General features: G+C 49.3%; 25 protein-coding genes. 13 read left to right on the top strand and 12 right to left on the bottom strand.

The genetic code is table 11. The annotated features are described in order from the left end of the window. Window positions 1–3 precede the first annotated feature (3 nt). Both rpe and RIF25_RS04460 read right to left on the bottom strand, forming a co-directional pair. Window positions 4–711, bottom strand: a complete 708-nt coding sequence (gene rpe / locus RIF25_RS04465; RefSeq protein WP_322877347.1) for a ribulose-phosphate 3-epimerase — start codon at window positions 709–711, stop codon at window positions 4–6. 95 nt (window positions 712–806) lie between these two features. Next, entirely contained in the window at window positions 807–2,087 is a 1,281-nt protein-coding gene (locus RIF25_RS04460; RefSeq protein WP_322877346.1) for a coiled-coil domain-containing protein, read from the bottom strand. 264 nt (window positions 2,088–2,351) lie between these two features. On the opposite strand from RIF25_RS04460, the gene RIF25_RS04455 reads away from it, so the two are divergent. Together RIF25_RS04455 and RIF25_RS04450 are read left to right on the top strand one after the other, a co-directional pair. Further along, on the top strand, window positions 2,352–2,885 hold the full coding sequence (locus tag RIF25_RS04455) for a hypothetical protein (protein ID WP_407682326.1): 534 nt from the start codon (window positions 2,352–2,354) through the stop codon (window positions 2,883–2,885). A 43-nt stretch (window positions 2,886–2,928) separates the two neighbouring features. Next, window positions 2,929–3,582 carry a response regulator transcription factor gene (locus RIF25_RS04450; protein ID WP_322877344.1) on the top strand — a complete coding sequence of 218 codons (654 nt, stop codon included), beginning with the start codon at window positions 2,929–2,931 and terminating at the stop codon, window positions 3,580–3,582. Between the two features lie 154 nt (window positions 3,583–3,736). Here the strand turns inward: RIF25_RS04450 and larC are convergent, their stop codons facing one another. After that, entirely contained in the window at window positions 3,737–4,963 is a 1,227-nt protein-coding gene (larC, locus tag RIF25_RS04445) for a nickel pincer cofactor biosynthesis protein LarC (RefSeq protein WP_322877343.1), read from the bottom strand. Window positions 4,964–5,598: 635 nt separating this feature from the next. On the opposite strand from larC, the gene RIF25_RS04440 reads away from it, so the two are divergent. Together RIF25_RS04440 and RIF25_RS04435 are read left to right on the top strand one after the other, a co-directional pair. After that, the gene (locus RIF25_RS04440) at window positions 5,599–5,811 is read left to right on the top strand and encodes a hypothetical protein (RefSeq protein ID WP_322877342.1); all 213 of its coding nucleotides are present in this window, start codon (window positions 5,599–5,601) and stop codon (window positions 5,809–5,811) included. A 14-nt stretch (window positions 5,812–5,825) separates the two neighbouring features. Beyond that, window positions 5,826–6,647: a prepilin peptidase gene (locus RIF25_RS04435; protein WP_322877341.1), complete on the top strand. Its 822-nt coding sequence runs from the start codon at window positions 5,826–5,828 to the stop codon at window positions 6,645–6,647. Window positions 6,648–6,692: 45 nt separating this feature from the next. Here the strand turns inward: RIF25_RS04435 and RIF25_RS04430 are convergent, their stop codons facing one another. The 8 genes from RIF25_RS04430 to RIF25_RS04395 all read right to left on the bottom strand — a co-directional run bounded on the left by RIF25_RS04430 (window position 6,693) and on the right by RIF25_RS04395 (window position 13,680). Then, window positions 6,693–7,748, bottom strand: a complete 1,056-nt coding sequence (locus RIF25_RS04430) for a zinc-dependent alcohol dehydrogenase (protein WP_322877340.1) — start codon at window positions 7,746–7,748, stop codon at window positions 6,693–6,695. A 92-nt stretch (window positions 7,749–7,840) separates the two neighbouring features. After that, window positions 7,841–8,080 (bottom strand): hypothetical protein, encoded by a 240-nt coding sequence (locus RIF25_RS04425; protein WP_322877339.1) that lies wholly within the window; start codon window positions 8,078–8,080, stop codon window positions 7,841–7,843. 35 nt (window positions 8,081–8,115) lie between these two features. Further along, on the bottom strand, window positions 8,116–8,574 hold the full coding sequence (locus tag RIF25_RS04420) for a CdiA C-terminal domain-containing protein (RefSeq protein WP_322877338.1): 459 nt from the start codon (window positions 8,572–8,574) through the stop codon (window positions 8,116–8,118). Between the two features lie 24 nt (window positions 8,575–8,598). Continuing rightward, on the bottom strand, window positions 8,599–8,751 hold the full coding sequence (locus tag RIF25_RS04415) for an ATP-binding protein (protein WP_322877337.1): 153 nt from the start codon (window positions 8,749–8,751) through the stop codon (window positions 8,599–8,601). A gap of 68 nt (window positions 8,752–8,819) precedes the next feature. Beyond that, a complete protein-coding gene (locus RIF25_RS04410; RefSeq protein WP_322877336.1) occupies window positions 8,820–9,149 on the bottom strand; it encodes a hypothetical protein in 330 nt (109 codons plus the stop codon). A 62-nt stretch (window positions 9,150–9,211) separates the two neighbouring features. Then, the gene (locus tag RIF25_RS04405) at window positions 9,212–11,947 is read right to left on the bottom strand and encodes a GAF domain-containing protein (protein ID WP_322877335.1); all 2,736 of its coding nucleotides are present in this window, start codon (window positions 11,945–11,947) and stop codon (window positions 9,212–9,214) included. A 502-nt stretch (window positions 11,948–12,449) separates the two neighbouring features. Then, complete coding sequence (locus RIF25_RS04400) at window positions 12,450–13,064, bottom strand: antibiotic biosynthesis monooxygenase family protein (RefSeq protein ID WP_322877334.1); 615 nt, start codon at window positions 13,062–13,064, stop codon at window positions 12,450–12,452. Next, the gene (locus RIF25_RS04395; RefSeq protein WP_322877333.1) at window positions 13,051–13,680 is read right to left on the bottom strand and encodes an antibiotic biosynthesis monooxygenase family protein; all 630 of its coding nucleotides are present in this window, start codon (window positions 13,678–13,680) and stop codon (window positions 13,051–13,053) included. Before RIF25_RS04395 ends, RIF25_RS04400 begins: the two co-directional genes overlap by 14 nt. A 305-nt stretch (window positions 13,681–13,985) precedes the next feature. On the opposite strand from RIF25_RS04395, the gene prfB reads away from it, so the two are divergent. From prfB to RIF25_RS04350, 9 genes are all read left to right on the top strand, one after another. Then, a protein-coding gene (gene prfB / locus RIF25_RS04390) for a peptide chain release factor 2 (protein WP_407682315.1) occupies window positions 13,986–15,096 on the top strand; the annotation gives its coding sequence in 2 pieces (ribosomal slippage) (window positions 13,986–14,060 and window positions 14,062–15,096; 1,110 coding nt in all). 45 nt (window positions 15,097–15,141) lie between these two features. After that, window positions 15,142–15,840, top strand: a complete 699-nt coding sequence (gene trmD, locus RIF25_RS04385; protein WP_322877332.1) for a tRNA (guanosine(37)-N1)-methyltransferase TrmD — start codon at window positions 15,142–15,144, stop codon at window positions 15,838–15,840. A 24-nt stretch (window positions 15,841–15,864) separates the two neighbouring features. Then, window positions 15,865–16,611, top strand: a complete 747-nt coding sequence (locus RIF25_RS04380; protein WP_322877331.1) for a ComF family protein — start codon at window positions 15,865–15,867, stop codon at window positions 16,609–16,611. A gap of 97 nt (window positions 16,612–16,708) precedes the next feature. Then, entirely contained in the window at window positions 16,709–17,365 is a 657-nt protein-coding gene (locus RIF25_RS04375; protein WP_322877330.1) for an SDR family oxidoreductase, read from the top strand. A 16-nt stretch (window positions 17,366–17,381) separates the two neighbouring features. After that, window positions 17,382–18,053: a glycoside hydrolase family 24 protein gene (locus tag RIF25_RS04370; protein WP_322877329.1), complete on the top strand. Its 672-nt coding sequence runs from the start codon at window positions 17,382–17,384 to the stop codon at window positions 18,051–18,053. 119 nt (window positions 18,054–18,172) lie between these two features. Continuing rightward, on the top strand, window positions 18,173–18,457 hold the full coding sequence (locus RIF25_RS04365) for a DUF427 domain-containing protein (RefSeq protein ID WP_322877328.1): 285 nt from the start codon (window positions 18,173–18,175) through the stop codon (window positions 18,455–18,457). A 59-nt stretch (window positions 18,458–18,516) separates the two neighbouring features. Next, window positions 18,517–19,020: a DUF4079 domain-containing protein gene (locus RIF25_RS04360; protein WP_322877327.1), complete on the top strand. Its 504-nt coding sequence runs from the start codon at window positions 18,517–18,519 to the stop codon at window positions 19,018–19,020. Between the two features lie 14 nt (window positions 19,021–19,034). Beyond that, a complete protein-coding gene (locus RIF25_RS04355) occupies window positions 19,035–19,643 on the top strand; it encodes a hypothetical protein (protein ID WP_322877326.1) in 609 nt (202 codons plus the stop codon). A gap of 181 nt (window positions 19,644–19,824) precedes the next feature. Continuing rightward, window positions 19,825–20,499 carry a hypothetical protein gene (locus RIF25_RS04350; RefSeq protein WP_322877325.1) on the top strand — a complete coding sequence of 225 codons (675 nt, stop codon included), beginning with the start codon at window positions 19,825–19,827 and terminating at the stop codon, window positions 20,497–20,499. Here RIF25_RS04350 and RIF25_RS04345 read toward each other — a convergent pair whose 3' ends face one another. Continuing rightward, entirely contained in the window at window positions 20,500–21,399 is a 900-nt protein-coding gene (locus RIF25_RS04345; RefSeq protein ID WP_322877324.1) for an SDR family oxidoreductase, read from the bottom strand. It lies immediately after the preceding gene. Window positions 21,400–21,481 lie beyond the last annotated feature (82 nt).

Raw genomic sequence — 21,481 nt, 5'->3', positions numbered from 1 at the left:
CACTTAGGCCGTGACTAACTCTGGAGTGGGCCGCTTACTATTGCGAATTCCCTCAATGGCCTGGGCATAATCCTTCGCTTTGAAGACGGCGGAACCGGCCACAATCGCATTGGCTCCGGCTTCTAGAACTTGCCAGGTATTATCCCCTTTTAGACCCCCATCTACTTCAATCCAGGGATCCAAGCCCCGCTCCTCACAGATGGCCCGTAAGCGGCGAATTTTGGGCACGACTTCAGGAATAAACTTTTGACCCCCAAACCCCGGATTGACACTCATAATCAGGATCAAATCACAGAGTTCCAAGACATACTCAATTAGTTCCAAGGGCGTAGAAGGATTCAGGACAACCCCGGCCTTTTTCCCCAACTCCCGAATTTGCCCTAATGTCCGGTGGAGGTGGGGAGAGGCATTGTGCTCGGCATGGACTGAAATAATATCGGCCCCAGCCTTAGCAAAGTCAGCCACATATTTTTCTGGCTCAACAATCATTAAATGGACATCCAGGGGCTTAGGGGTAATGGGGCGAATTGCTTCCACAATCAAGGGGCCAATGGTGATATTGGGGACAAACCGGCCATCCATGACATCCACGTGAATCCAGTCAGCACCGGCGGCATCCACAGCCCGAATTTCATCCCCAAGCCGACTAAAATCAGCCGAGAGGATTGAGGGGGCAATCACCACGGATTTTGGGCTGCGTGCGAGGTTCATAGGACAAGGTTTTCCCGGAATCTTGAGGATTTACGATTGATCTTACCCCGCTTGTTGTCTGGTCGCAATTAGCGCAATTAGTTATGGATCTGACGTTAATGCCCACGGATCCGGGTTGGCAGCGGGTTCAATTCCCGATCGTCTTCACTATTGGCCGTAGTATCCGCCGCACTTAAATATTTGGCGGGTTTGCTTAAGGGGGCTGGGTCGTTCACCTCTAAGAAATGTAAGAGATTGGTCACTTCCTCTCCTGTCCCCCAAGAAATCCGTATAGAATCTGCATCCAGGTGAATCAACTCCAAGAGCTTCCGATCCGTAAGGATATTGGTGAGAACGGCCTTGAGTTGGCGAATTGTGGCATCGGCCTGGTGGTGGCGATCTTTCCAGTGCTGGATGGCGGTTTCTTGTTCCCGCTCCTGTTGGGCCTGGTGCAAAATTTGCTCCTGCATTTCCGCCACCTGCTGCTCTAATTTATTAATCCTGACCTGTTGCTGAATGGCGTGTTCTTCAACTTCTTGGGCATGGTGTTGGAGTTGGGCCTGGTGCAGTCGTTGGCTACTATATTCTGTTTCTAAGGTGTAGATTTTGGTTTGGGCCGTGAGCAGGTTTTGACTCAGACCTTGGATAACTTGATTTTTGCTGGACTCTGGGCCTTGGGCCTTTTGCAAAGCAGTAATTATTTCCTGTTGGGTAGCAACAATTTGGGCTGATCGTTGTAGGCGGGCCTCTAGGTCTGTGATCCTTTGTTGTCGGTCTTGAACTTGGGATTCTAACTGGCCAATTCGATATTGAAGGAGTTGAATTTGCTCTTGGTGCGGCCGCAACTGATGCTGAAGTTGGTTTATTTCGGCCTGCCGTTGCTGACTCAGGGTTTGAGATTCCTTAAAAAGGTTGGCCTGGTGGTCATAGGCTTGTTGGAGATGCTGGAGTTGGTCTTGGAGTGCCGTATGACTAGCCTGTAGTTGATTCAACTGTCCTTGTGTGTGATAGTAATCTGCTAATTGTTGCTTGAGACTGAGAATGGCCTGTTGCTGAATTTGGGCTGTTTCTTCTGTCCGAGCCAGAATATCTTCTAAAAATTGTTGCTCAACCAGTTGTTGTTTCAATTCTTCAATATAGACTTGGCATTGATCGAGGGCCTGCTCTAGATGCAAAACCCGCTGGGGCCAGTTAGGTTCAGAGGAATGGCCGTCGAGATTACTCAATTTGTTAGGCTTAGTGACCGCCACAGGGTTTTGAGGCAGAGATGGGGGTTTGGGGAAAACCTCTGCTTCTGGTTCTTCTGGGGTCGGGACTGGGGACACCCTCATCTCCTGTAACCAAGGCAACTCCAATTGAGATAGAGCCGTGGGGATGCTGGGGGGAGCTTCTTCCATAAAAACGCGCGCAATCTTTTCCTTAGCCCAAGTACACGAACTTGAGGAGAGGGGGGGAAGTCGTTCTATCTTAACCTGAGTTTGTGAGTTACCTGCGGCAAAGAGGTATGACTTTAGGCAAATCCTTGCATAAGATAAGTTAACAGGACTTGGCCATGGGGTAATGATGGCTCGTACCAGGACCCGTTATTGAACACCTACCCAAACGTTCCAAAAGTCTGCCATGCTAAATAATTACCGCCGCTAGGTGCGAATTGGGCCATGATGCAAATTAACACTCAGGTAACCTTACCCTTTCCTCGCCCCTTAGTTTATCAAGCCTATCGGGATCACCTATTGGAGCTTACCCCCTATCTCACCAACGTAAGGGAAATTGAAGTCAAAAGCCGTGAGGAAAAAAATCCTGGCCTGCATCTTGTCTTGGTCTGGCATGGAGGGGGCGAAATTCCCTTAGCAGCCCGCGCCCTACTCAGTGATGCTATGTTGTCTTGGACAGATGTTACCGATTGGCATGATGCTGAATTTGTCACCGATTGGCAGATTCAAACCCATGCGTTTACGGAAGCGGTGCAATGCCTCGGGAAAAACATTTTTATAGATAGCGATCAGCAAACCCTGATTAAAAGCCAAGGACGTTTAACCATTGATCCTCACAAAATTAAAGGAGTTCCAGGTTTTTTAGCTGGGGTGATTGCCCAGGCCGTGGAGGATTACCTCGGACAAAAGATCGAGCCTAATTTTCGGCAATTAGCTGGGGCTGTGCAGCAGTATTTACAAACTAAAACTAAATTTATTTAATCACAACCATTGATTAACTGTTCATCATGGCGGGGTTGTCTGTATGCCGTTAACCGTGTTGGTCACTGACGATGATCCTGGGATTCGCATGGCTGTGCATCACTATTTAGAGGATCATGGCTATTGGGTTCTCCAGGCCCGGCATGGTCAGGAAGCCTTGGCGATGATCAATCAATTTCAACCCCATTTATTAATTACGGATATTGCCATGCCGGAAATGGATGGGTACCAACTGGTTCAACGCATTCGCCAACAACCTGCCCTCCGACTGTTACCGGTGATTTACTTAACTGGCCGCAGCCAAACCCAGGCCCGGATTAAAGCCTATCAAACTGGCGCGGATAGCTATTTATCTAAACCATTTGAGCTAGAGGAACTGGGAGCCATTGTCCGTAATCTCTTGGAGCGCAATCAACTGATTCAAGCGGAATGGCAACAACGGACGAATTCACCAACACCCCCGGCCCTGGGAGCTCCAACCCATGAAAGTCTCACCCCTGCTCCGGCCCTAACTCCCCGGGAAGAGGAGGTGTTACGATATTTATCCCAAGGACTATCCAATGCCCAAATTGGCGGAGAACTCCATTTAAGTGCCCGAACGATTGAAAAGTATGTCGGCAGTCTTTTACAAAAATTCCAAGCCCACAATCGGGCCGAATTAGTTCGCATCTGGGTTGAGCACAACCAAGTTTCCTAAAAGGAATACATTTAGGGGTACACTCAGATTCATACATCAGAGATCAATTGTGAGCCGGCCATGGATCAGGCCTGATGCATGAGTCTTTAGGAGAGTTTTTAGGGCCACCCTCATCTGGGAACGACCAGGCTAGACAGCCTTGCTTTAGTTCGGTTTAGTCGCGATAAAGTGCATAGGCGGCGGCCATAGCTTGACGGTGAACCTCACGCCACGGAATTTGCTGAGTTGCGGCTAATTGGGCACAGTCTTCATATTCTGGTTGGATTGTCACTAACTCCAGGCCCCAGTAGCCCAACTTAATCTGGATTGGCCCATAGGGGGTGGTAATGGTGACAAGCTCCCGTCTGAGGATATGTCGTGCTTGACTCTGCCGCCGAATCCCTAAGGTTGTAGTTTCCCGAAAGAGAACTTCTTCACAGGCCAAGGCCGTTGCCAGGGGAGATAATACGGTGATCAGCAGGCCCGGACGGTTTTTTTTCATCATAATGGCCTGGGTAAAGACTTCCACAGCCCCAGCTTGATAGAGTGCATCCAAGGTATAGCCCATGGCCTGGGGACTGAGATCATCCACTTGGGTTTGCAGTTCAATAATTTCATCGGTTTGGTAGGGAATCCCCGTCGGTGCTAGGGCAGGGGATAATTGGCCGATCCAGAGCCGGAAAAGATTGGGAGTAGCTAAGTCTTGTCTTCCGGCTCCTAAACCAATTTTTCTAATCTCCATGGCTGGGGGAGAGCCAAAGGCCTCAGCTAAGGCGACAACAATGGCCGCACCTGTTGGCGTAACCAGTTCTTTCTGAATCCCGTTGTCATAGATGGGAACCTGCCGACTTTGATAAAGCTGCAATACAGCGGGGACAGGGACAGGTAAAATTCCGTGGGCCGCTCTCACCGTTCCACCCCCACTGGGCAAGGCCGAACAATAGATCGCCTCAATGCCCAACCAGTCCAGGCCAAGGCAACTCCCAACAATATCCACAATCGCATCTACAGCCCCCACCTCATGAAAATGGACTTTTTCGGGAGGAATCCCATGCACCGCCCCCTCAGCCATGGCTAAGCGTTCAAAAATCCGTAAACTCCAGGCTGTTGCTTGGGGGGGCAGGGCCGCTGCTTGAATCAGTTGAACAATTTCCGGCCAATGGCGACCGTGGTGATGGGCGTGATGGTGACTGCCCTGATCCTGAAGATGCACATGGGCCTTAGTTCCGGCCTGGCCTTGGCGGGTGACCCGTTCTATCTCGAGGGCAAACTCATCCCCCAGGCCCAGCTTACCCAGTTCGGCTTGGAGGTAGGCCAAGGGAACTCCCGCATCCAACACGGCTCCCAACACCATATCCCCGGCAATCCCCGTTGGACAGTCACAATAGGCAACGTTCACCATGCTTTAGGCCCAAGTTTTGATCCCTTAGATCTTAATTCCCTCTGGGCAATCGCCGGGCCTGGGAACTTAAATCTCAGGGATATGGATCATCCCAATACTGATCGGCATTGCTGCCGCTCCCAGTTGGTGAATCCCCAGATTCAAGGCCCAACCCGATACCCAAGCTAGTTTTCTTGATCCGCCTCAAAGTCAAGCAATATAGCGTTACGCAGACTGCTCTGAGAGAGGAGAAATCTTAAAAATGAGTCGTGATTGCGTTATGGCCTAACTTACAGCACTTTCGGCATCTATTTGGTACATTCAAGCCTTGAATCTAATTCAAAACAGGGGTGTAACACCTTAAGCTGTACCAGTCCAATATCGAATCCGCTGTAAGGAGGATTCCCAGAAGTATTTACGGGATCATGCGCAGCGGCTACCATGGGCTTGCTTTGTTCCTAAACCTTCAAGCTGAGATGCATAAAAATAGTCAAGAACAAGTAAGTATTAGTGAACATAGACACCTGAAAATATGACACAAACGCTGCATAAAGCAAGAAAAACCATTGTTAGCATAGAAACGATCCCTGTAGTGTAAGGAGTAGATAAGATTCATGATTCAAATGATGCAGACATCTGAGGGTGACAGGCTAGATATGATTACGGAAACAACAATTCTCCACGCGGCACAAGCCATTTATACCTGCTATCATCAAACCCATGGGGATAAGCAACTGCCCGCTGGAGTGGCAATTGACCGGGAAACCTTGCGAGGTCATGTAATTTTCCAAACCCAACCCGTTTTATTACCGCGGGAATGCTTTGTACCAGCGCAAAAACTGCCCCAAGATGTTAGCCCAACTCCATGAGTTTGTGTTGAAGATTGACTCTGATTATTGATGGTTTAGCTAACCTTTTGGTGTTGGGGTTGGGGGCCGCAGTTGGCAGCTTCCTCAATGTGGTGATTTATCGAATTCCGGCTGGTTTGTCCCTCATCTATCCCCCTTCTCGCTGTCCTGCTTGCCTAACGCGACTCCGCCCCCAGGATAATATTCCAGTCTTGGGTTGGCTGGTTTTGCGGGGACAATGTCGCTATTGCCAGGCCCCCATTTCTCCCCGTTACCCGCTGCTTGAATTTGGGGTAGCTCTAAAGTTTCTGGCGGTTTTTCTCCTCTTTGGTTGGCAGTGGCAGACCTTGGCCAATTGGATTTTTCTGAGTTGGCTGGTGGCCTTAGCCCTGATTGATCTGGACACCCTCACCTTGCCCCATGTTTTAACCAAGTGGGGAGTAATGACCGGAATCATGGCTCAAATTTTCTTGGCCTGGGCAGATCAAGGGACAGTGGTGGCTTGCTTGTCGGCCTTGACGAATAGTGTGATTTCTGTGGTTCTGGGCCTGTGGTTGTTTGATTTAATTCGCTGGGGTGGGGCAGTCATTCTCCAACAGGAAGTGATGGGCGGTGGGGATGGGAAATTAGCGGCGATGATTGGGGCCTGGTTAGGGTGGAAGTTGTTGTTATTGACCTGTTTCTTAGCCTCGGCAATGGGGGCGGTGGTGGGTTTGGCTGGCATTGGCCTGGGGGTGCTGGGCCGCCGACAACCGATGCCCTTTGGGCCGTTTTTAGCCTTGGGGGCCGCGATTGCAGCTTTGTTTGGCCAAACGATGATCGGGGCATATTTCCGCTGGATTGGCTTGACAGCCTAAGGTACATTTGACTTGAGTTCGGGGGGCTAGTGCCGCAGCGGTAAATTAGGCTCTGGGGTCAATCGCAACTTTAATGACTTGCCGATTGAGCATGGCCTGGAACGTGGCTTCTAGTTCGCTGAGGGGGGCAGTCTGGGTGATTAGCTTTGACCAGGGAATTGAGTTTTCAGAAAGTACCTTTAGGGCCTGGCGGACATAGAACGGAGTGTTGTGAAAAACGCCCTTCAAAGTCAGTTCCCCATAATGGAGTTGCTCCGTATTGACCGTAATTTGCGTATCCCGGGGACAGCCGCCAAAGAGATTGACCGTTCCCCCCGGCCGGGTGCAAGCAATGGCGGTTTCCCAAACGCTCGGAACACCAGTGGCTTCAATGACAATATCCGCTCCCAGGCCTGAAGTTAGCTCCCTAATCACAGTCGGTAAGTCCGGGGTTTGGCGATGGTTGAGGATAGTCGTAGCTCCAAAAGTCTGGCCAATTTCCAACCGACTTGCTGATCCCCCCGCTAAGATGACTCTGGCTCCCTGCTGGGCCAATACACCGACAAACATTAAACCAATCGCCCCGTCCCCAATCACTAAAATCTGCGGGGGTTGAGGCCAACTCCTCACCTGATCTGGAGAAAAGCCACAGCGGGCCACGCCATGCAAAACACAGGCCAAGGGTTCGGTCATGGCCGCAATGGGGGTCGCTAGCTGATCGGGAATGGCTAAGAGATTTTGGGCAACAATCCGGGCGGGAATTTTCAGGTATTCAGCGTAAGTGCCATTATTAAACTCTAGGTTTTGACAGAGGGAATATTCATGGCGGTGGCAGTAGAAACAATCTCTACAGGGGGCAGAATTATTGGCCACCACCCGTTGCCCCAGTTGCCAACCCGATACCCCTGGCCCCAAGGCAACAATTTCTCCGGCTGCTTCATGGCCAAATAAAATTGGTGGGGTTAACATCCGGGCATGGCCGCCCCGTCGCCAAACCTTGAGATCTGTGCCACAGGTGGTTGCTGCTTGGACTGCAATAATCACTTCCCCAGGCCCCGGTGTGGGATCTGCAATAGTTTCTAGCCGTAAATCCTGTTGTCCGTAGAGTACTGCTGCCCGCACCGAAATACCTCAGAAGATAACCAGAACCTAGAGTTAACTCTTTCAGCTTAAACTGCGGCGGCCTGTGTCTTCAAAGCTAATGTGGATACTGGTCACGCAACGGCAAATGTTTCTCCAAAAGCTCCGATTTCCCGAAGCTGGTCATAGTTCTGGAAAAATTGTTTCAACCCAAGCAAGTCTTCAAGTTCATACGCTTGATTGGGAGTGATCAATCCATGACTCAGCGAGCAAAATATCTCCCCGAGCATAATGAGCCGAGCCTCAGGTGGAAAGTTATTACCTAGCCCGGTCTCAATTCGCTCCTTAATATCCTCGAAATTTTTGTCCTGCATCAATTTCCTCCCTTGTTATTCTTTGAATTCTGCCATCACCGTAAACTAAGGCGATTTCTAAAATTTTTTCGGGTTTCCTTGTCAATGTACATTGTGCGCTCAAGCCCAACATTCAAATCACTGACATGAACCTGTCTATTGATATGGTAGGCAATTCGGGGTGCTTGAGATCGTCCTTTAACTAAGCCATTCTGAAAAGCTCCGCGAACATTTTTAGCCTTGTTTGTTAGGACCTTAAACTCCCATTTCTCCCCATCCACTAGGGCATCAAACCGCCGCACATACTTCTCCTGTCCGTGCTCATCAACTAACTCTACAACCTGACCTTGCTTGGCAAAGACCTCCGAGACAAAAGCTCCGAGATTAAAGTCGTCACCTCGATTATGCCCCTCATGAATTAGGACATAGCCACCTGTTTGCTCATCAAAGTAGTGTTTCTCATACTCCAGGCCAGCAGCTTGGTATTTGCGCCGATTTTGGTTGATATTATCCACTGGGGCTATTCCGATTGGACTGGCTCAATTAGTCGCTTGATTAATCGGTAAGGTTAACCAGACTGTCGCCCCCTGCCCTAGTGCACTGACAACGCCAATCTCGCCGCCGTGGGCCTGGACAATTTCCCGACAAAGATAGAGATCCAGGCCATTGTCTTGCATCGTACATAAAATCATCAGTCATTGAATAGTTAAGTCCAATCCTAAATTGTCACCAATCTTTATTTCCGATTGGAGTTGTTGAGTTATTCCTGACGATCAAAAAATATCACCTTCGTTAATAAGCCCACCGCGGTGATGAAGGCCGTAAACAGAAACGTCAAAATCCGATTATCAGTGGTTCGTTGTTGGAGTCGTAAATCCGCTACTTCCTGTTTGAGGGCATCTACTTTTTCTTCAATGCTTTTGAATCGCTCATCGGTTTTGGCCTGATTAACTTTAACTTCTAGGGTCAGAGCCTGCAAATCTACTTGAACGATCTTGACATCTGCTTGCACTGCGTTGAGAGTGCCCTGCATGGCCTGGAGAATGGTGAGGACTTGACTTAAATCGGTTTGGGTGGTGACTTCAGGCATGATTGAATGTTCAGGATCGGAGGTGACTATATCCAAAATACATGATTCAACTTCCGGCCTGGTCAATTCGCTGCTTGATAAATTGGCAAAGTTAGCCAAAAGGTTGCCCCTTGCTCCGGTGCACTGACAACGCCAATCTCGCCGCCGTGGGCCTGGACAATTTGCCGACAAAGATACAACCCCAGGCCAATGCCCCGTAAATGTCGTGATTTTTTGCCTTGATAATACAAATCAAATAGGTGTTCTTGATGCTCCAACGGAATCCCCAGGCCATTATCTTGGACGGTACATAAAACCATCGGCTGAGGGGCCGTTACAGATTCAACCACCTGAGCGCGCAGGGACAGTTTTAGACCCGGGGGATTATGTTTAAGGGCATTGGTGATTAAGTTTTCAAAGACTCGTTGCAGTTGTCCCGGATCAATCCAAATTAAAGGTAAATCATTGGGCAGGGCATTATCCAAGTGGGTTTGGTTTTTATCGAGCAGTAACGCCAGATCAGCCAAGGTATTGTCTAGTAATTGACCCAAGGCCTGGGGGATTCGTTGCAGAGACAGCCCTTGATCTTCGCTGGTATGAATATCCAAGAGGGAATCAATCAAAGTCAGTTGGCGATTATGACTGCTAATCATGCGGGTCAAAATATCCCGTGAGACCGTCACTTGGCGTGTTGCTTCATCCCCCGGCAGGACATGATTTAAAACCATCAGCGTCCCCATAACAGGCGTGCGGAGATCATGGGAAACAGCATGGAGAAAGACATCCTTGAGGCGATTGAGTTCTGCGAGTTCCAGCATTTTTTGCTCCAGTTGTTGGGTGCGCTCTTGGACTTGATATTCCAAATTGGCGTTGAGGGCTGCTAATTGTTGATAAAGACTGGCCTGCTGTAAGGCAATCGCAACTTGGGTGGCCAATTGTTCAAGGAGTTGCCATTCAAAGATCTGCCAATCCCGTGGCCCGGCGCATTGATGCAGCACGAGGACTACTTTGGGGGGCAAATGCTGGGTGGGATAACGCATATTAACAGTTGGAGGAATGGGGACGGCTAGGGTGGATTGGATATGATAGCGGGCCAAAATTGTCGCAGTGGGTTGATGGCTCCCATCCCAGGCCTGGGGACAATCACCCAAGGAAAATAGGGTCTGCAAATAGTCTGGGTCTTGGAAAATGGCCTCAATGCCTTCTTGCCATTCAGTTGAAATTGCCGCGGCGACCGTTTGGGCCGATTGGCTGGCTCCATCCAAATAGGCAATGAAGACCCGATCCACATGGAGGCTTTGTCGAACCTCTAAGACGGTGGTGCTAAGAATATCCTCTAGTTCAAGGGATTGGCGAATCCGGAGGGCAATTTCCCCTAATAGTTTTTCCCGTTGATCCGCCAGCCGTAACTCCATTTCTGCCTGCTGACGTTGGGTAATATCCCGTAAACTCACTACTCGCATTGCCCGCCCTTGATACCGGATCGCCCGCCCTTGGAGTTCCCCAATAAAGGTCTCGCCCGTTTTCTTGCGCCCCACAGCCTCAATCAGTTGATCCGAGGGTGCTTGTAAACGCTGACGAATCAACTCTCGGGAACTGGGATCAGCTAACTCCAAAACAGAGGTGCCAATCAATTCCTGGGATGAATAGCCAAACAGTCGTTCCGCGGCCTGGTTCAGATCCACAATCCGCCCATGTTCGTGAAAAACTACCGCTTCGGTGGTGGCTTGGAAAAAGCATTGCAGCCGTTCTTCGCTGGCTTGGAGATCCGCAAGGGCCTGGTGACGGTGGCGGGATTCAATGGCTAAGGAAACTAAATCGGCAATGGCCGCGGCAAACTGCTGTTCCCCAATCGTCCACCGTCTAGGGGGGCCAATATGTTCATGACAAACAACACCGATCATTTCCCCTTCCACCCAAATGGGGGCATCGAGCATGGAGGTAATCCCGAGGGGGCGTAAATAATGGGGGGCAAATTCGTGGGTGCGTGGGTCTAACTCGGCCTGGTGGGCGGCGATAGTGCGCTGTTCTTGGAGGGCGGCGAAATAGTCGGGATAATCAGCGGCGGCCAGTTCCAAGCCCTGGCTAAACTGATCCTGGCTGGATTGGTACAAAAGGATACAGCGGACTTGTTGCTTATGGGGACTGTAAAACCAAATTCCCGTGCGCTCCACCTTGAGGGTTTGGGCAGCGGTGCGAGCAATATCCTGGAGGGCTAATTCTAAATTTCCGTGGTGGAGAGGTTTGCGCTGGGCGAGTTGAACAAGACGTTGATCATAGGGTTGGGCGGGGGGGGCATGATTCACAGGATTAACCTGGTGATAGCTCAGGGCGGCTCCTAAGGGTTGGGTGAAGTGATGGAGGAGGTTAACGGTTTCTTCAGGCCAATAATATTCCTGCTGGGCATACTCTAAGGTCAAAATGGCCCCCAGGCCCCCATCAATATTCACCGGCATAACCAGAACCGAAGCGATTCCTAATTCCTGAAACCATTGCTGCTCGGCGGTTGAACGTTCCCCGACCCAGGCCTGGAGGCTGTCACCGGCTTGCAAACGACTGAACCAATCCCGAAAACTGGTTAGGGTGCTGACTGGGGTTAAAGGAGAGGTTGTGAAGGGAGATTTAGGCCAGGCCGCGACTAAAGAGAGCCAACTATGTGCATCCTCAGGGGGGGGCTGAATTTGCCAAAGGCGGACTCGATCTACACCCAAGGCCGTGCCTAGGCTATCTAGGGCAAGATTGAGGGGTTCAGGCCAGGCCTGGGATGACCATAAACAACTGAGGGCCTGGGTAATGTGGGGTAAAACCTTGGCTGGCATAAGGCTCTAAATAATTGGGATCAACTAGCAGCAACGATCACCGTTAATCCCTGAGGCCAGATTCATTATCCTTCTCGGTTATTTTTTGCCAGGCCTGGGACTATCCGCTTTAGATTCATAGTAACTGTATAAAAAGGTTAAATCTTCAAACCATCCGTAGATACTCTTGGGGGAGCCTACCTCATCGCCCTGAACCTAGTCAATTTTGGTTGCTAGAACTTAAAATCTGGCGAGCCTGTGATGGTTATGAAAGGAAATGCATCAAGGAGCAACTCACTGTAGTGACCCAAAAGGATTGATAAACCCTCATGGGTTGGATTTGGATATTATCTAATTAAAATCATCTCATATCCAATCGGGTGTTCAGATTTGTAGAGATTCCTCATGAATACAAAAAGGCCTGGAGGTATATTCAAATATCTACTCTGCGAAGAATCGACTGGAGAAAAGTATCGTTCCCATTAGGCAGCGATCGCTTACCTTGTCCCGACATGATAACTAATCAAGTAGTGAAAACTACTTCATGCAATGTTTTCTGGTACTCATTATTCGCTAGATCAAGCATCTCTCCGAAAATAGGAGAAAACGGACGATTTGAATCCATTGCTGTATATTCTTCCAGAGAGCACCAATGCCCAAAATTGATGCAACGCCATCCATCAAGGCTGCGGTGAGCATGAGTTGAAACCAGTCCTGCTTGTCCTGATACCATCTCAAGTGCCTGTCGAAATAACTCAATGAACCGGGGCTGATTTTCAGGCTGCTTCATCTTGAAGATTCCAAAATTGATCAGCCCAGCCATGCTCGGTGAAAGATGTAACTCGCTGCCTTTGGGTTCTGCGGCAAAGATTTCAAACAAGTGAATATCTGGCATAGCAAAATCTGTGATCGGTTGAGTCACCACATAAGATGCTTGATCCGCCCATTGAACATAGCTTGTAACACGTAACCCATCACGGCTACGGAGAACTGAGCCAGAGGAAAATCCTTCCTTGTGCTTAAGGACAGACTCGATATTTTGAACTGCCTGTTCTACTAAACTTGCTTGGCTGTCAGGTTCTACAGAAAATATGGCAAACTCAGCTAGTAAACCATTAGCTTGGTTAACAATGGGCATTTGAAACCTCAGAATGTACGACATGATAGAGATGAAACTCGTTTCGCGCTAATCCTTCCCAATAGGGCTTATCTGGATTAAATCCTGTTTGCTTCAAAATTGCTTCAAACGCCTCCTGACTTTCCCACTGTCCGTAGTTGAACATCCGGGTTCCATCTAAACTACGATGAAATGTTGCCGATATGAGTCCTGCTGAGTTACTCATTGCTCGGTCAAGTTCGGTCGTTGTTTGCTTCACCATCTCCGGTTGATTCGAGGGTATCATGCGAAACTCAGCTAGATGGGTAATGAGATTGCCTGCAACGATCTCAACTTCTGCCGATATCGATTTGCTTGCCGACACCTCTAACTGCAACGAGTCCGGCGGAAAAAATTCATTGAACACCACCGGGCGAGGCAAACTGCGATGATCGAACTTAGGTTGCCATTGACTGTAAGTGAAGACGCGAACCTCATCTAAACTTTGATGCACACTAGCCGATACAAAGTAGGGATTTGGCTTCCAGGATTTGATCTGCTCTTTGATTGCATTCACTAATCCTGGTTGATGCCTCTCTGCAACCGTATACAAATCCAGTCCGACAATCGCACTATTTGACCGATCAATCTGAACCATAAACAATCCCCAATATGCTTCGGCTTGCTCGCTCTGACCTGATGTTAAACACCCACCGATAATCTGGCAACTACCGCCAACACCACTAAACGATGCCGCATAACAAGAAAATCATCATAATTTATAGATGATCAGCATGAAGGAGATGAATTAAGCCTCAGGTAGGGTTATCTGTTAGGGGTATTGAGAGAAAGACTGTCTGACAACTTAATGATTGGATCAGTCCAGTTTGCACATTTTGGGAGACACAAGACGCTAAAATCAGGGTCTTACTAAACCTATAACCATTGGGATTAAGTCGGCTCATGTTGGATTTGTCCATCCTCAAGCGAGACCTAAATTTACTCACCTCGCGCCTGGCAAAAGCCCAGGACTATCTTTGACCTCCCTGCCTTAACCGCTAAAATTCAAGACTTAGAGCAAGTTGCGGCCCAAACAGACTTTTGGGATGATCAGACCCAGGCCCAGGCGACACTTCAAGATTTAACGGATGCCAAGTTTCAACTGGAACAACTGCACAAATGGCAAGGGGGCCTGGGGGATGCGGGTACAGCTTTGGAACTTCTGGAGTTGGAGCTTGATGAATCTCTCTACCGGGAAGCCATGGCCCAACTCATGGATATTGGCCAGCAACTGGATCGGTGGGAACTGGAACAACTGTTAAGTGGCCCCTATGACAAAAATGGGGCGGTTTTAACCATCAATGCTGGGGCTGGGGGGACGGATGCGCAGGACTGGGCCGAGATGCTATTGCGAATGTACACCCGTTGGGGCGAGCGGCAAGGCTATCAACTCCACTTAGCAGAACTCTCGGAAGGGGATGAGGCAGGGATCAAATCAGCGACCTTGGAAATCTCCGGCCGGTATGCCTATGGTTATTTACGTTCAGAAAAAGGAACCCATCGGTTAGTCAGAATTTCGCCGTTTAATGCCAATGGCAAGCGTCAGACCAGTTTTGCCGGGGTAGAAGTGATGCCCCAAATTGATCACAGTGTTACCCTCGATATTCCCGATAAAGATTTAGAAATTACGACAACGCGTTCGGGGGGCAAAGGCGGCCAAAACGTGAATAAAGTCGAAACAGCCGTGCGGATTTTACACATTCCCACAGGCCTGTCCGTGCGCTGTACCCAAGAACGGTCGCAACTGCAAAATAAAGAAAAAGCGATGGCCATCCTCAAAGCCAAATTATTAATCATTGCCCAAGAACAAAAAGCTAAAGAGATTGCTGATATTCGTGGAGATATGGTGGAAGCGGCCTGGGGCAATCAAATTCGTAACTATGTGTTTCACCCCTATCAACTGGTCAAGGATTTACGGACAAATTTGGAAACTACAGCCATTACTGATGTCATGGATGGGGAGTTAGAAAACTTTATTCAAGCCTATTTACGTCAAGATACTCCGGTTGGTTAGATACTCATTAAATTCGATTTTTAATTCGATTCAGGCTGGTTTTCAATGCGCTTTGATGTCATTACCCTATTTCCTGAGTTTTTCGAGTCGCCGCTTCAATCCGGTTTAATTGCCAAGGCCCTCGCAAAGCAGATTGCCGAAGTTTATTTCACCAATCCCCGCGACTTTACCACTGATAAGCACCATAAGGTTGATGATGAACCCTTTGGCGGCGGTGTCGGTATGGTCTTAAAACCGGAACCCTTGTTTGCTGCAATTGAATCCTTACCCATCTGCCAAGGGCGCGAAATTATTTATGTCACCCCCCAAGGCGAGCCGTTAAAGCAAGATCATTTCCAGGCCTGGGCCAATAACTATCAACAATTAGTGATTTTATGCGGGCATTATGAAGGTGTGGATGAGCGAGTTGTCGAAAATTTAGTCACCCAAGAAATTTCCCTGGGGGATTTTGTCTTGACCTGTGGTGAAATTCCCGCCTTAACAATTCTGAATGGGGTAATTCGCTTACTGCCGGGAACGGTGGGCAAAACCGACTCCTTAGCGCAAGATAGTTTTAGTGCTGGTCTGTTGGACTATCCCCATTACACCCGCCCCGCCGTCTTTCGCAACCTAGAGGTTCCCCAGGTACTACTGTCGGGAAATCATGGTGCAATTGCCCAATGGCGCAGTCAACAACAGCAGCAACGCACCCAGGCCCGCCGACCGGATTTATATGCACAATGGCAACAGCAACAGAATCAGTAACACTCATTTAAGCCCTTCACTCCAGTGACCTGGTTCCATCACATCAAATCCTGGCTGGCCAATCTTTGGGCTGGACTTCTTGGCCTGATTACTCGGTATCCCTGTGCCTTTTGTGGCAAAAACAAGAAAAATCAAAGCCAAATCCAATGTCTCTGTGCATCCTGTTATCAGAAAATCTACTCGACTCGGTTTCAAAATCCTCAAAAAATTTGGCAGGCAACCCAGCAAACCTTACCGATCCTGGCCTGGGGCGACTACAATCCAGTTTTGCGACAGGCAATTTTTAAGCTGAAATACTATAAATCAGTCCGCATAGCACAACCGTTGGGAGTTTGGCTTGGCCAGGCCTGGGTCGATCTCAAGCTCAAATCTTTACCCCCCTTAGTCGTCGTGCCGATTCCCCTACATATAGATCGTCTTCGAGAGCGGGGGTTTAACCAGGCCGAGTTGATTGCCGAACATTTTTGTCGTTATATCAATTTGCCCCTCGCTGCCAATGGGTTGATTCGCCGTCAAAAAACAGTGGCCATGCACCAACTTCAAAACCCAGCGCGGGCAGCAAATCTGAACAATGCCTTTGCTTTGGGATCTGGACTGCGGCCGGGGCAAATGGTTTTACTCTTAGATGACATTTACACCACAGGCGCCACCATTAACGCGGCCATCGAAACCTTAAATCGTGGGCAGATCGCCGTCTATGGAGTGGTGGTGGTCATCCTTGCTCGCCCTGGAAACTATCTATCGGATACTGGCCCTATCAAGACACACTAAGTTAATAAGTTAAGCAGTAGTCCATTCAGGCCTTGGTTGTTCAAACCCAGGGGCTTTGGCAGAATGGGGAGGTGAATCCAAACAGCAAGGGACGAAGATGAAGGTTTTGGTGGTCGGTGCAACGGGCCGGACGGGTAGTCGGATTGTCCAGCAACTGCAAGAGCGGCACATTCCCGTGGTTGCCCTGGTGCGAGATTTGGAAAAAGCTGAGACTGTTTTGCCCCCAGGGATTGAGATTAAAGTCGGGAATGTTCTAGAACCTGCCACACTCGCCGCCGCGATTGGAGATTGTGACCGGATCATTTGTGCCACCGGCGCGACCCCCAGCCTCAACCCCTTAGAACCCTACCTCGTGGACTATGAAGGCATCAAAAACCTAGTCGAAGTCGCCAAACAACAGCAGATTCAACACTTTGTCTTGGTTTCTTCCCTGTGTGTCTCCCAATTTTTCCATCCCCTGAATTTATTTTGGCTGATTCTCTATTGGAAACAACAGGCAGAACGCTATCTCCAGGCCAGTGGTTTGACCTACACCATCGTTCGTCCGGGTGGTCTGAAGGAAGAAAATACCCAACAGCCCCCTGTGATTGCCAAAGCTGATACTCTCTTTGAAGGCAGTATTCCCCGCGCTCAAGTGGCTGAAATCTGCATTGAGTCTCTGTTTGCCCCGTCAGCCCAAAATAAGGTTTTAGAGGTAGTAACTCGCCCTGATGGGGTTGTGGCTCCCTTGAGTGAACTGTTTGCCCAGGTTTAAATAGATAATTCAACCTATGTCACTCTCCCTTCAAAAGCGATCTGGATGGTTGTGGTTCAAACTTTGGCCAGGCCTGGTGATTATCGCGATGGGAGTGGTTATTGTTGGGCAACCGGATTGGGCGAGGGTACAGGCCCTGTGGCGAAAATGGCAACCGGGGGAAGTCGCTCCGTTGGCAATGCGGGGGGGGGATCCCTATGTGCGGGCCTTGATGCGAACAATTTCTGTCAGTGAAGCCAATGATCCTAGTCCTTATACCCTTCTCTATGGGGGGGATCATATCCAAGACCTCAACCAGCATCCAGATCGGTGTTTACCCATTTTACGCGGTCCCAATCAGGGCCAATGCACCACTGCGGCCGGTCGCTATCAGTTTTTAACCTCCACCTGGGATGAAAAAGCGGCCCAATATCACCCAGTCCCTCCCAATTGGCTCTGGTCTGACTACAACTTTGCCCCGGAATATCAAGATCAAGTAGTCTATCGCTGGTTAACCGATACCCAGGCCTGGGGGGCGGATATTCCGCAATTACTCCGAGAGGGGCATATTCAACAGGTACTCGCACTGTTATCCACCACTTGGACAAGCCTCGGTTATGGAATTGAAGATAATGTCATGACCCCAGGCCTGGAGAAAACCTATTGGCAACTCCTTGACCAAGAACTAAAACGGGATCAAACAAGCTAGAAAAAGTTTCCTTGGGGATGTGCAAGCCCTTAACAACCAGAATGAGTTACTGGACTTTCAATACCCGGAAAATGTAAAAAAGATTTAAGATCAGTAACGTTGCGTTAACTCCTAAATCTATGCCCCGTGCTGTTTGGAATGGAACCGTGATTGCCGAAAGTGATCAATGTGAAGTGGTGGAAGGAAATCAATATTTTCCCCCAGATGCGCTCAAGTCCGATTTTTTTACCGATAGCCCAACCCATACCACCTGTTCTTGGAAGGGTGTTGCCAGTTACTACAATATTGTCGTCAATGGTCAGGTGAATAAAGACGCTGCGTGGTACTATCCCGATCCGAAGTCGGCTGTGGCCAACATCAAAGGCTATGTGGCGTTTTGGCGCGGTGTCAAAGTTGAGGCTTAAGCCCAGGCCCTGTTTTTTTGAGCCCCCATCCACCGATTCATCACCAAAGGACGAACACGATGAGCTTTGAATTGACGACTCTCCAAGAAGCCTTAACCACCTATCTCGAACCCGTTGCCGCCTATTTTCGCAGTTTGAATTTACCGGAATTTGTCACTCATTGGGGCCACCCCTTAATGATGGGCATTGTGGTCGTCTTTATGGGGAGTTACGTTGGCTTAAGCGGCTGGCAAGGGCGGTTATCCCCAGATCCAGACCAGGCCCAGAAAAGTCGGGCTGACCATAAAAAACTCGCCCCGTTCATGTTTTTGTTTATTGTCATGGGCTACAGCGGGGGTCTCTTATCTTTGGTTATGGCCCAGCATCCAATTCTTGAAAGTCCCCACTTTTGGACAGGTTCGGCAGCGATTGGGGTTTTGGGCTTAAATGGCGTGATTTCCTTAACTAAATTTGGCGGTGGCCAGGCCTGGTTACGGACATCCCATGCCTATATTGGGAGTGCAGCCTTGGGCTTATTGTTTGTGCATGGGGTTTTGGGGCTTAAACTGGGGTTATCCTTTTAGCCAACTGTCTGGTCATGCGCTTAGGTAAAGTCGTTAAATCCAATTCCCACTGGGATTATGTGGTGCAGTTGGATGATGCCCTTGATGTGGAACTGCCGCCGCAACCGGAAGACTATGGCCTGGGTAGTTTTGTCAAGTTTGAAGATGAATTGCGCCATTGGGCTGTCGGGGTTATTTACAACACCCAATTATTTAACCCCCAGTTTAATCAAGCTGGCCCCAGGCTCAACCCAGACCCAGACCCAGTTTTTACCCCGGATTTGCTCCAGGAAACCCGCGTTTTACTGTCAGCCGTGCTCATTGGGAGTCTTGTCAGCCGTGATGCTTCAGGGGTAGAGGTTCAATTTGGGCAGCAGGGTGTCCCACCAACGGTTGTCCCGATCAATACCCCAGTGTCTAGTTTGATCCCGGCCGAGTTGGCTGCTTTTCACCGAAATCCGGCGGGAAATGCTCAGTTCAGCTATTATGCCCATCTGCTCCGGGCCGGGGGGCCATTGGCAACTGAAATTGTCCGGCAAATTGTCCAAACCTTAATGCCAATCTTTAATGACACAGAGCGCCGGGCCTTGGGGATTTTGGGGCAGGACCTGGCCTGGCGGCATACCCTGAGTAGTCTGCGCTAAGGAACAATAACCCTCTGATTTAAAAATTAAGTAATTTTACGGAAATGGCTGTGTTTTTCTCAGGAATTCAATGATCCCCATTGAGGCTTGTTATGATGACCCTAGACAATTGGTCAACCTCAATTAAGTTTCTGCGGAAGCTTTTCTTTTTGCTGTTCTCACTCCCAGGCCTGGAGTCACTATGCCCATCACACCGATGACCCGCTACTATGTTCGCCGGCTGATCCAAGATCAAGCTGTGGCCTTGGGGTTAATTGCGGAACCATTGAGCGGAACAGACTCCCAGAACTCCCAGTTTGTGGAAGAGTTGGTGGATTTTGCAGCCCTCTCAGAAAATAAGGCGGCAGAATTAGACCTATTGGTGCGGCTACATCAATCATTCAGTCAACTGGGGCCAGGCTATCGGGGCCATGTGGAGCAGTTGGAAAGTAAGCTATGGAGTCTGTTGGGTCTGGTCGATCCGGTCACAAATTCTCTACCGAGTCCTCCAACAGTCGTTGCCCTGATTGATCAATACACAGCCGCAAACGTGACGCTGTCCCAGGCCGTTGCCAGTCTCAACCAAGTCGGTCAGGTGGCCAAAAAGTACCTCGGAGATCTCATTACCCGCAACTACTGGCAATCGAGTCGTCCCCACAGCAGTTGGTTTGTGGATTATGAACTCGCGAGCCATGCCGAAATTCAATACCGAGGGGCTGATGATTATTTTCTAACGTCAGAACAATTGACCCAACTTCAGGCCTGGTTAGATACTTTTATCCATCAATGTCAGCGGGTTTTACCCCAATTTCCCCAAATGCTCACCAACGCCAATGTCGCCCTGACTGTTCCGGGATTAAGCAGCCTCAAATCATGATTAATCATAGGCCTCAATTTGGTTAAAGTGGCGGCTTAAAAAGGTTTCTAAGTTTTCACTCCCCAGGCCAAAGGTTTGCTCCATCCGTTCAATCTCTTGGGGCTGACCATAGCATTCATGGCCTAAGAGGGTGCGGAGTGTACCTAGCTCGTTTTTAATCTCGGCATTGAACAGTCCCAACATCGTCCAGGCCCCATCTACAGCCCCTTGGGGCACATTAATCGTGATCGGCTGCTTATTAAAAAATCGCCCAAATATCTGAGGGACATCTTGACGATAAAGTACTTGGGAACTGGCAACGGTAAAGGTTTGTTTATAGGCTGCGGGGGTTTGGGGGGCGGCGAGGGCAATTTTCGCTAAATCATCCGTACTGACTAAGCCAATGCGATGCTCTGGGTTGCCAAGAAGTAAATACACACCAGTCTGTTGAAAGCGCACCGCCAAGGGAATCAAGCTAGACATAAGGGTGGCCGGTCGCAAGATGGTGTAATTCAAGCCGCTGGCCTGGAGATGATTTTCAACTTCCCATTTAGCCTTCAGCAGGGGGGAATCTTGGCGGTCGGTCGTCACGGCGAGGGCCGAAATATAGGTGAAATGTTCCAGGCCAATGGCTTTGGCAATTTCAATTAACTCAATGCTACTGCGATAATCTACCGCTAAATGTTGACCGCTACTAATCTTGCTGCCATGACAGGCGATGATATACCGCACCCCTTGGGCCGCCTTGACCAAATCCCGTTGATTTTGGACATCACCAATGTAAAGATCCGCCCCCCATTGCCGGAGTTGGTCATAATCGGAACTCAGCCGGACAAAAGCCCGCACCGGAATATTCTGCGCGCATAATCGCTGGACAACCCGCCGCCCTAACTGCCCACTTGCACCTGTGACCAGAAACATAGAGGATTCCTTTGGCTCCTATACTGCTGATTCTCTAGGATCACGTTAACAATTCCCAGGCCATTGTTGGCGACTGTCTCTT

This window comes from Pseudocalidococcus azoricus BACA0444 (assembly GCF_031729055.1).
Taxonomy (GTDB): Bacteria; Cyanobacteriota; Cyanobacteriia; order Thermosynechococcales; family Thermosynechococcaceae; genus Pseudocalidococcus; species Pseudocalidococcus azoricus.
Note: the sequence above shows the minus strand (reverse complement) of the source record. Positions and strands in the feature narration are given on the sequence as shown.

Bases quoted from the DNA above. Each gene is read 5' to 3' on its own strand.
- RIF25_RS04405 (WP_322877335.1), bottom strand. From the start codon at position 11,947: ATGCCAGCCAAGGTTTTACCCCACATTACCCAGGCCCTCAGTTGTTTA.
- rpe (WP_322877347.1), bottom strand. From the start codon at position 711: ATGAACCTCGCACGCAGCCCAAAATCCGTGGTGATTGCCCCCTCAATC.
- RIF25_RS04355 (WP_322877326.1), top strand. From the start codon at position 19,035: ATGCGCTTAGGTAAAGTCGTTAAATCCAATTCCCACTGGGATTATGTG.
- RIF25_RS04455 (WP_407682326.1), top strand. From the start codon at position 2,352: ATGCAAATTAACACTCAGGTAACCTTACCCTTTCCTCGCCCCTTAGTT.
- RIF25_RS04345 (WP_322877324.1), bottom strand. From the start codon at position 21,399: ATGTTTCTGGTCACAGGTGCAAGTGGGCAGTTAGGGCGGCGGGTTGTC.
- RIF25_RS04395 (WP_322877333.1), bottom strand. From the start codon at position 13,680: ATGGTTCAGATTGATCGGTCAAATAGTGCGATTGTCGGACTGGATTTG.
- RIF25_RS04400 (WP_322877334.1), bottom strand. From the start codon at position 13,064: ATGCCCATTGTTAACCAAGCTAATGGTTTACTAGCTGAGTTTGCCATA.
- RIF25_RS04450 (WP_322877344.1), top strand. From the start codon at position 2,929: ATGCCGTTAACCGTGTTGGTCACTGACGATGATCCTGGGATTCGCATG.
- RIF25_RS04370 (WP_322877329.1), top strand. From the start codon at position 17,382: ATGTCACTCTCCCTTCAAAAGCGATCTGGATGGTTGTGGTTCAAACTT.
- trmD (WP_322877332.1), top strand. From the start codon at position 15,142: ATGCGCTTTGATGTCATTACCCTATTTCCTGAGTTTTTCGAGTCGCCG.
- larC (WP_322877343.1), bottom strand. From the start codon at position 4,963: ATGGTGAACGTTGCCTATTGTGACTGTCCAACGGGGATTGCCGGGGAT.
- RIF25_RS04350 (WP_322877325.1), top strand. From the start codon at position 19,825: ATGCCCATCACACCGATGACCCGCTACTATGTTCGCCGGCTGATCCAA.
- RIF25_RS04410 (WP_322877336.1), bottom strand. From the start codon at position 9,149: ATGCCTGAAGTCACCACCCAAACCGATTTAAGTCAAGTCCTCACCATT.
- RIF25_RS04360 (WP_322877327.1), top strand. From the start codon at position 18,517: ATGAGCTTTGAATTGACGACTCTCCAAGAAGCCTTAACCACCTATCTC.
- RIF25_RS04460 (WP_322877346.1), bottom strand. From the start codon at position 2,087: ATGGAAGAAGCTCCCCCCAGCATCCCCACGGCTCTATCTCAATTGGAG.
- RIF25_RS04375 (WP_322877330.1), top strand. From the start codon at position 16,709: ATGAAGGTTTTGGTGGTCGGTGCAACGGGCCGGACGGGTAGTCGGATT.
- RIF25_RS04425 (WP_322877339.1), bottom strand. From the start codon at position 8,080: ATGCAGGACAAAAATTTCGAGGATATTAAGGAGCGAATTGAGACCGGG.
- RIF25_RS04440 (WP_322877342.1), top strand. From the start codon at position 5,599: ATGATTACGGAAACAACAATTCTCCACGCGGCACAAGCCATTTATACC.
- RIF25_RS04415 (WP_322877337.1), bottom strand. From the start codon at position 8,751: ATGATTTTATGTACGATGCAAGACAATGGCCTGGATCTCTATCTTTGT.
- RIF25_RS04365 (WP_322877328.1), top strand. From the start codon at position 18,173: ATGCCCCGTGCTGTTTGGAATGGAACCGTGATTGCCGAAAGTGATCAA.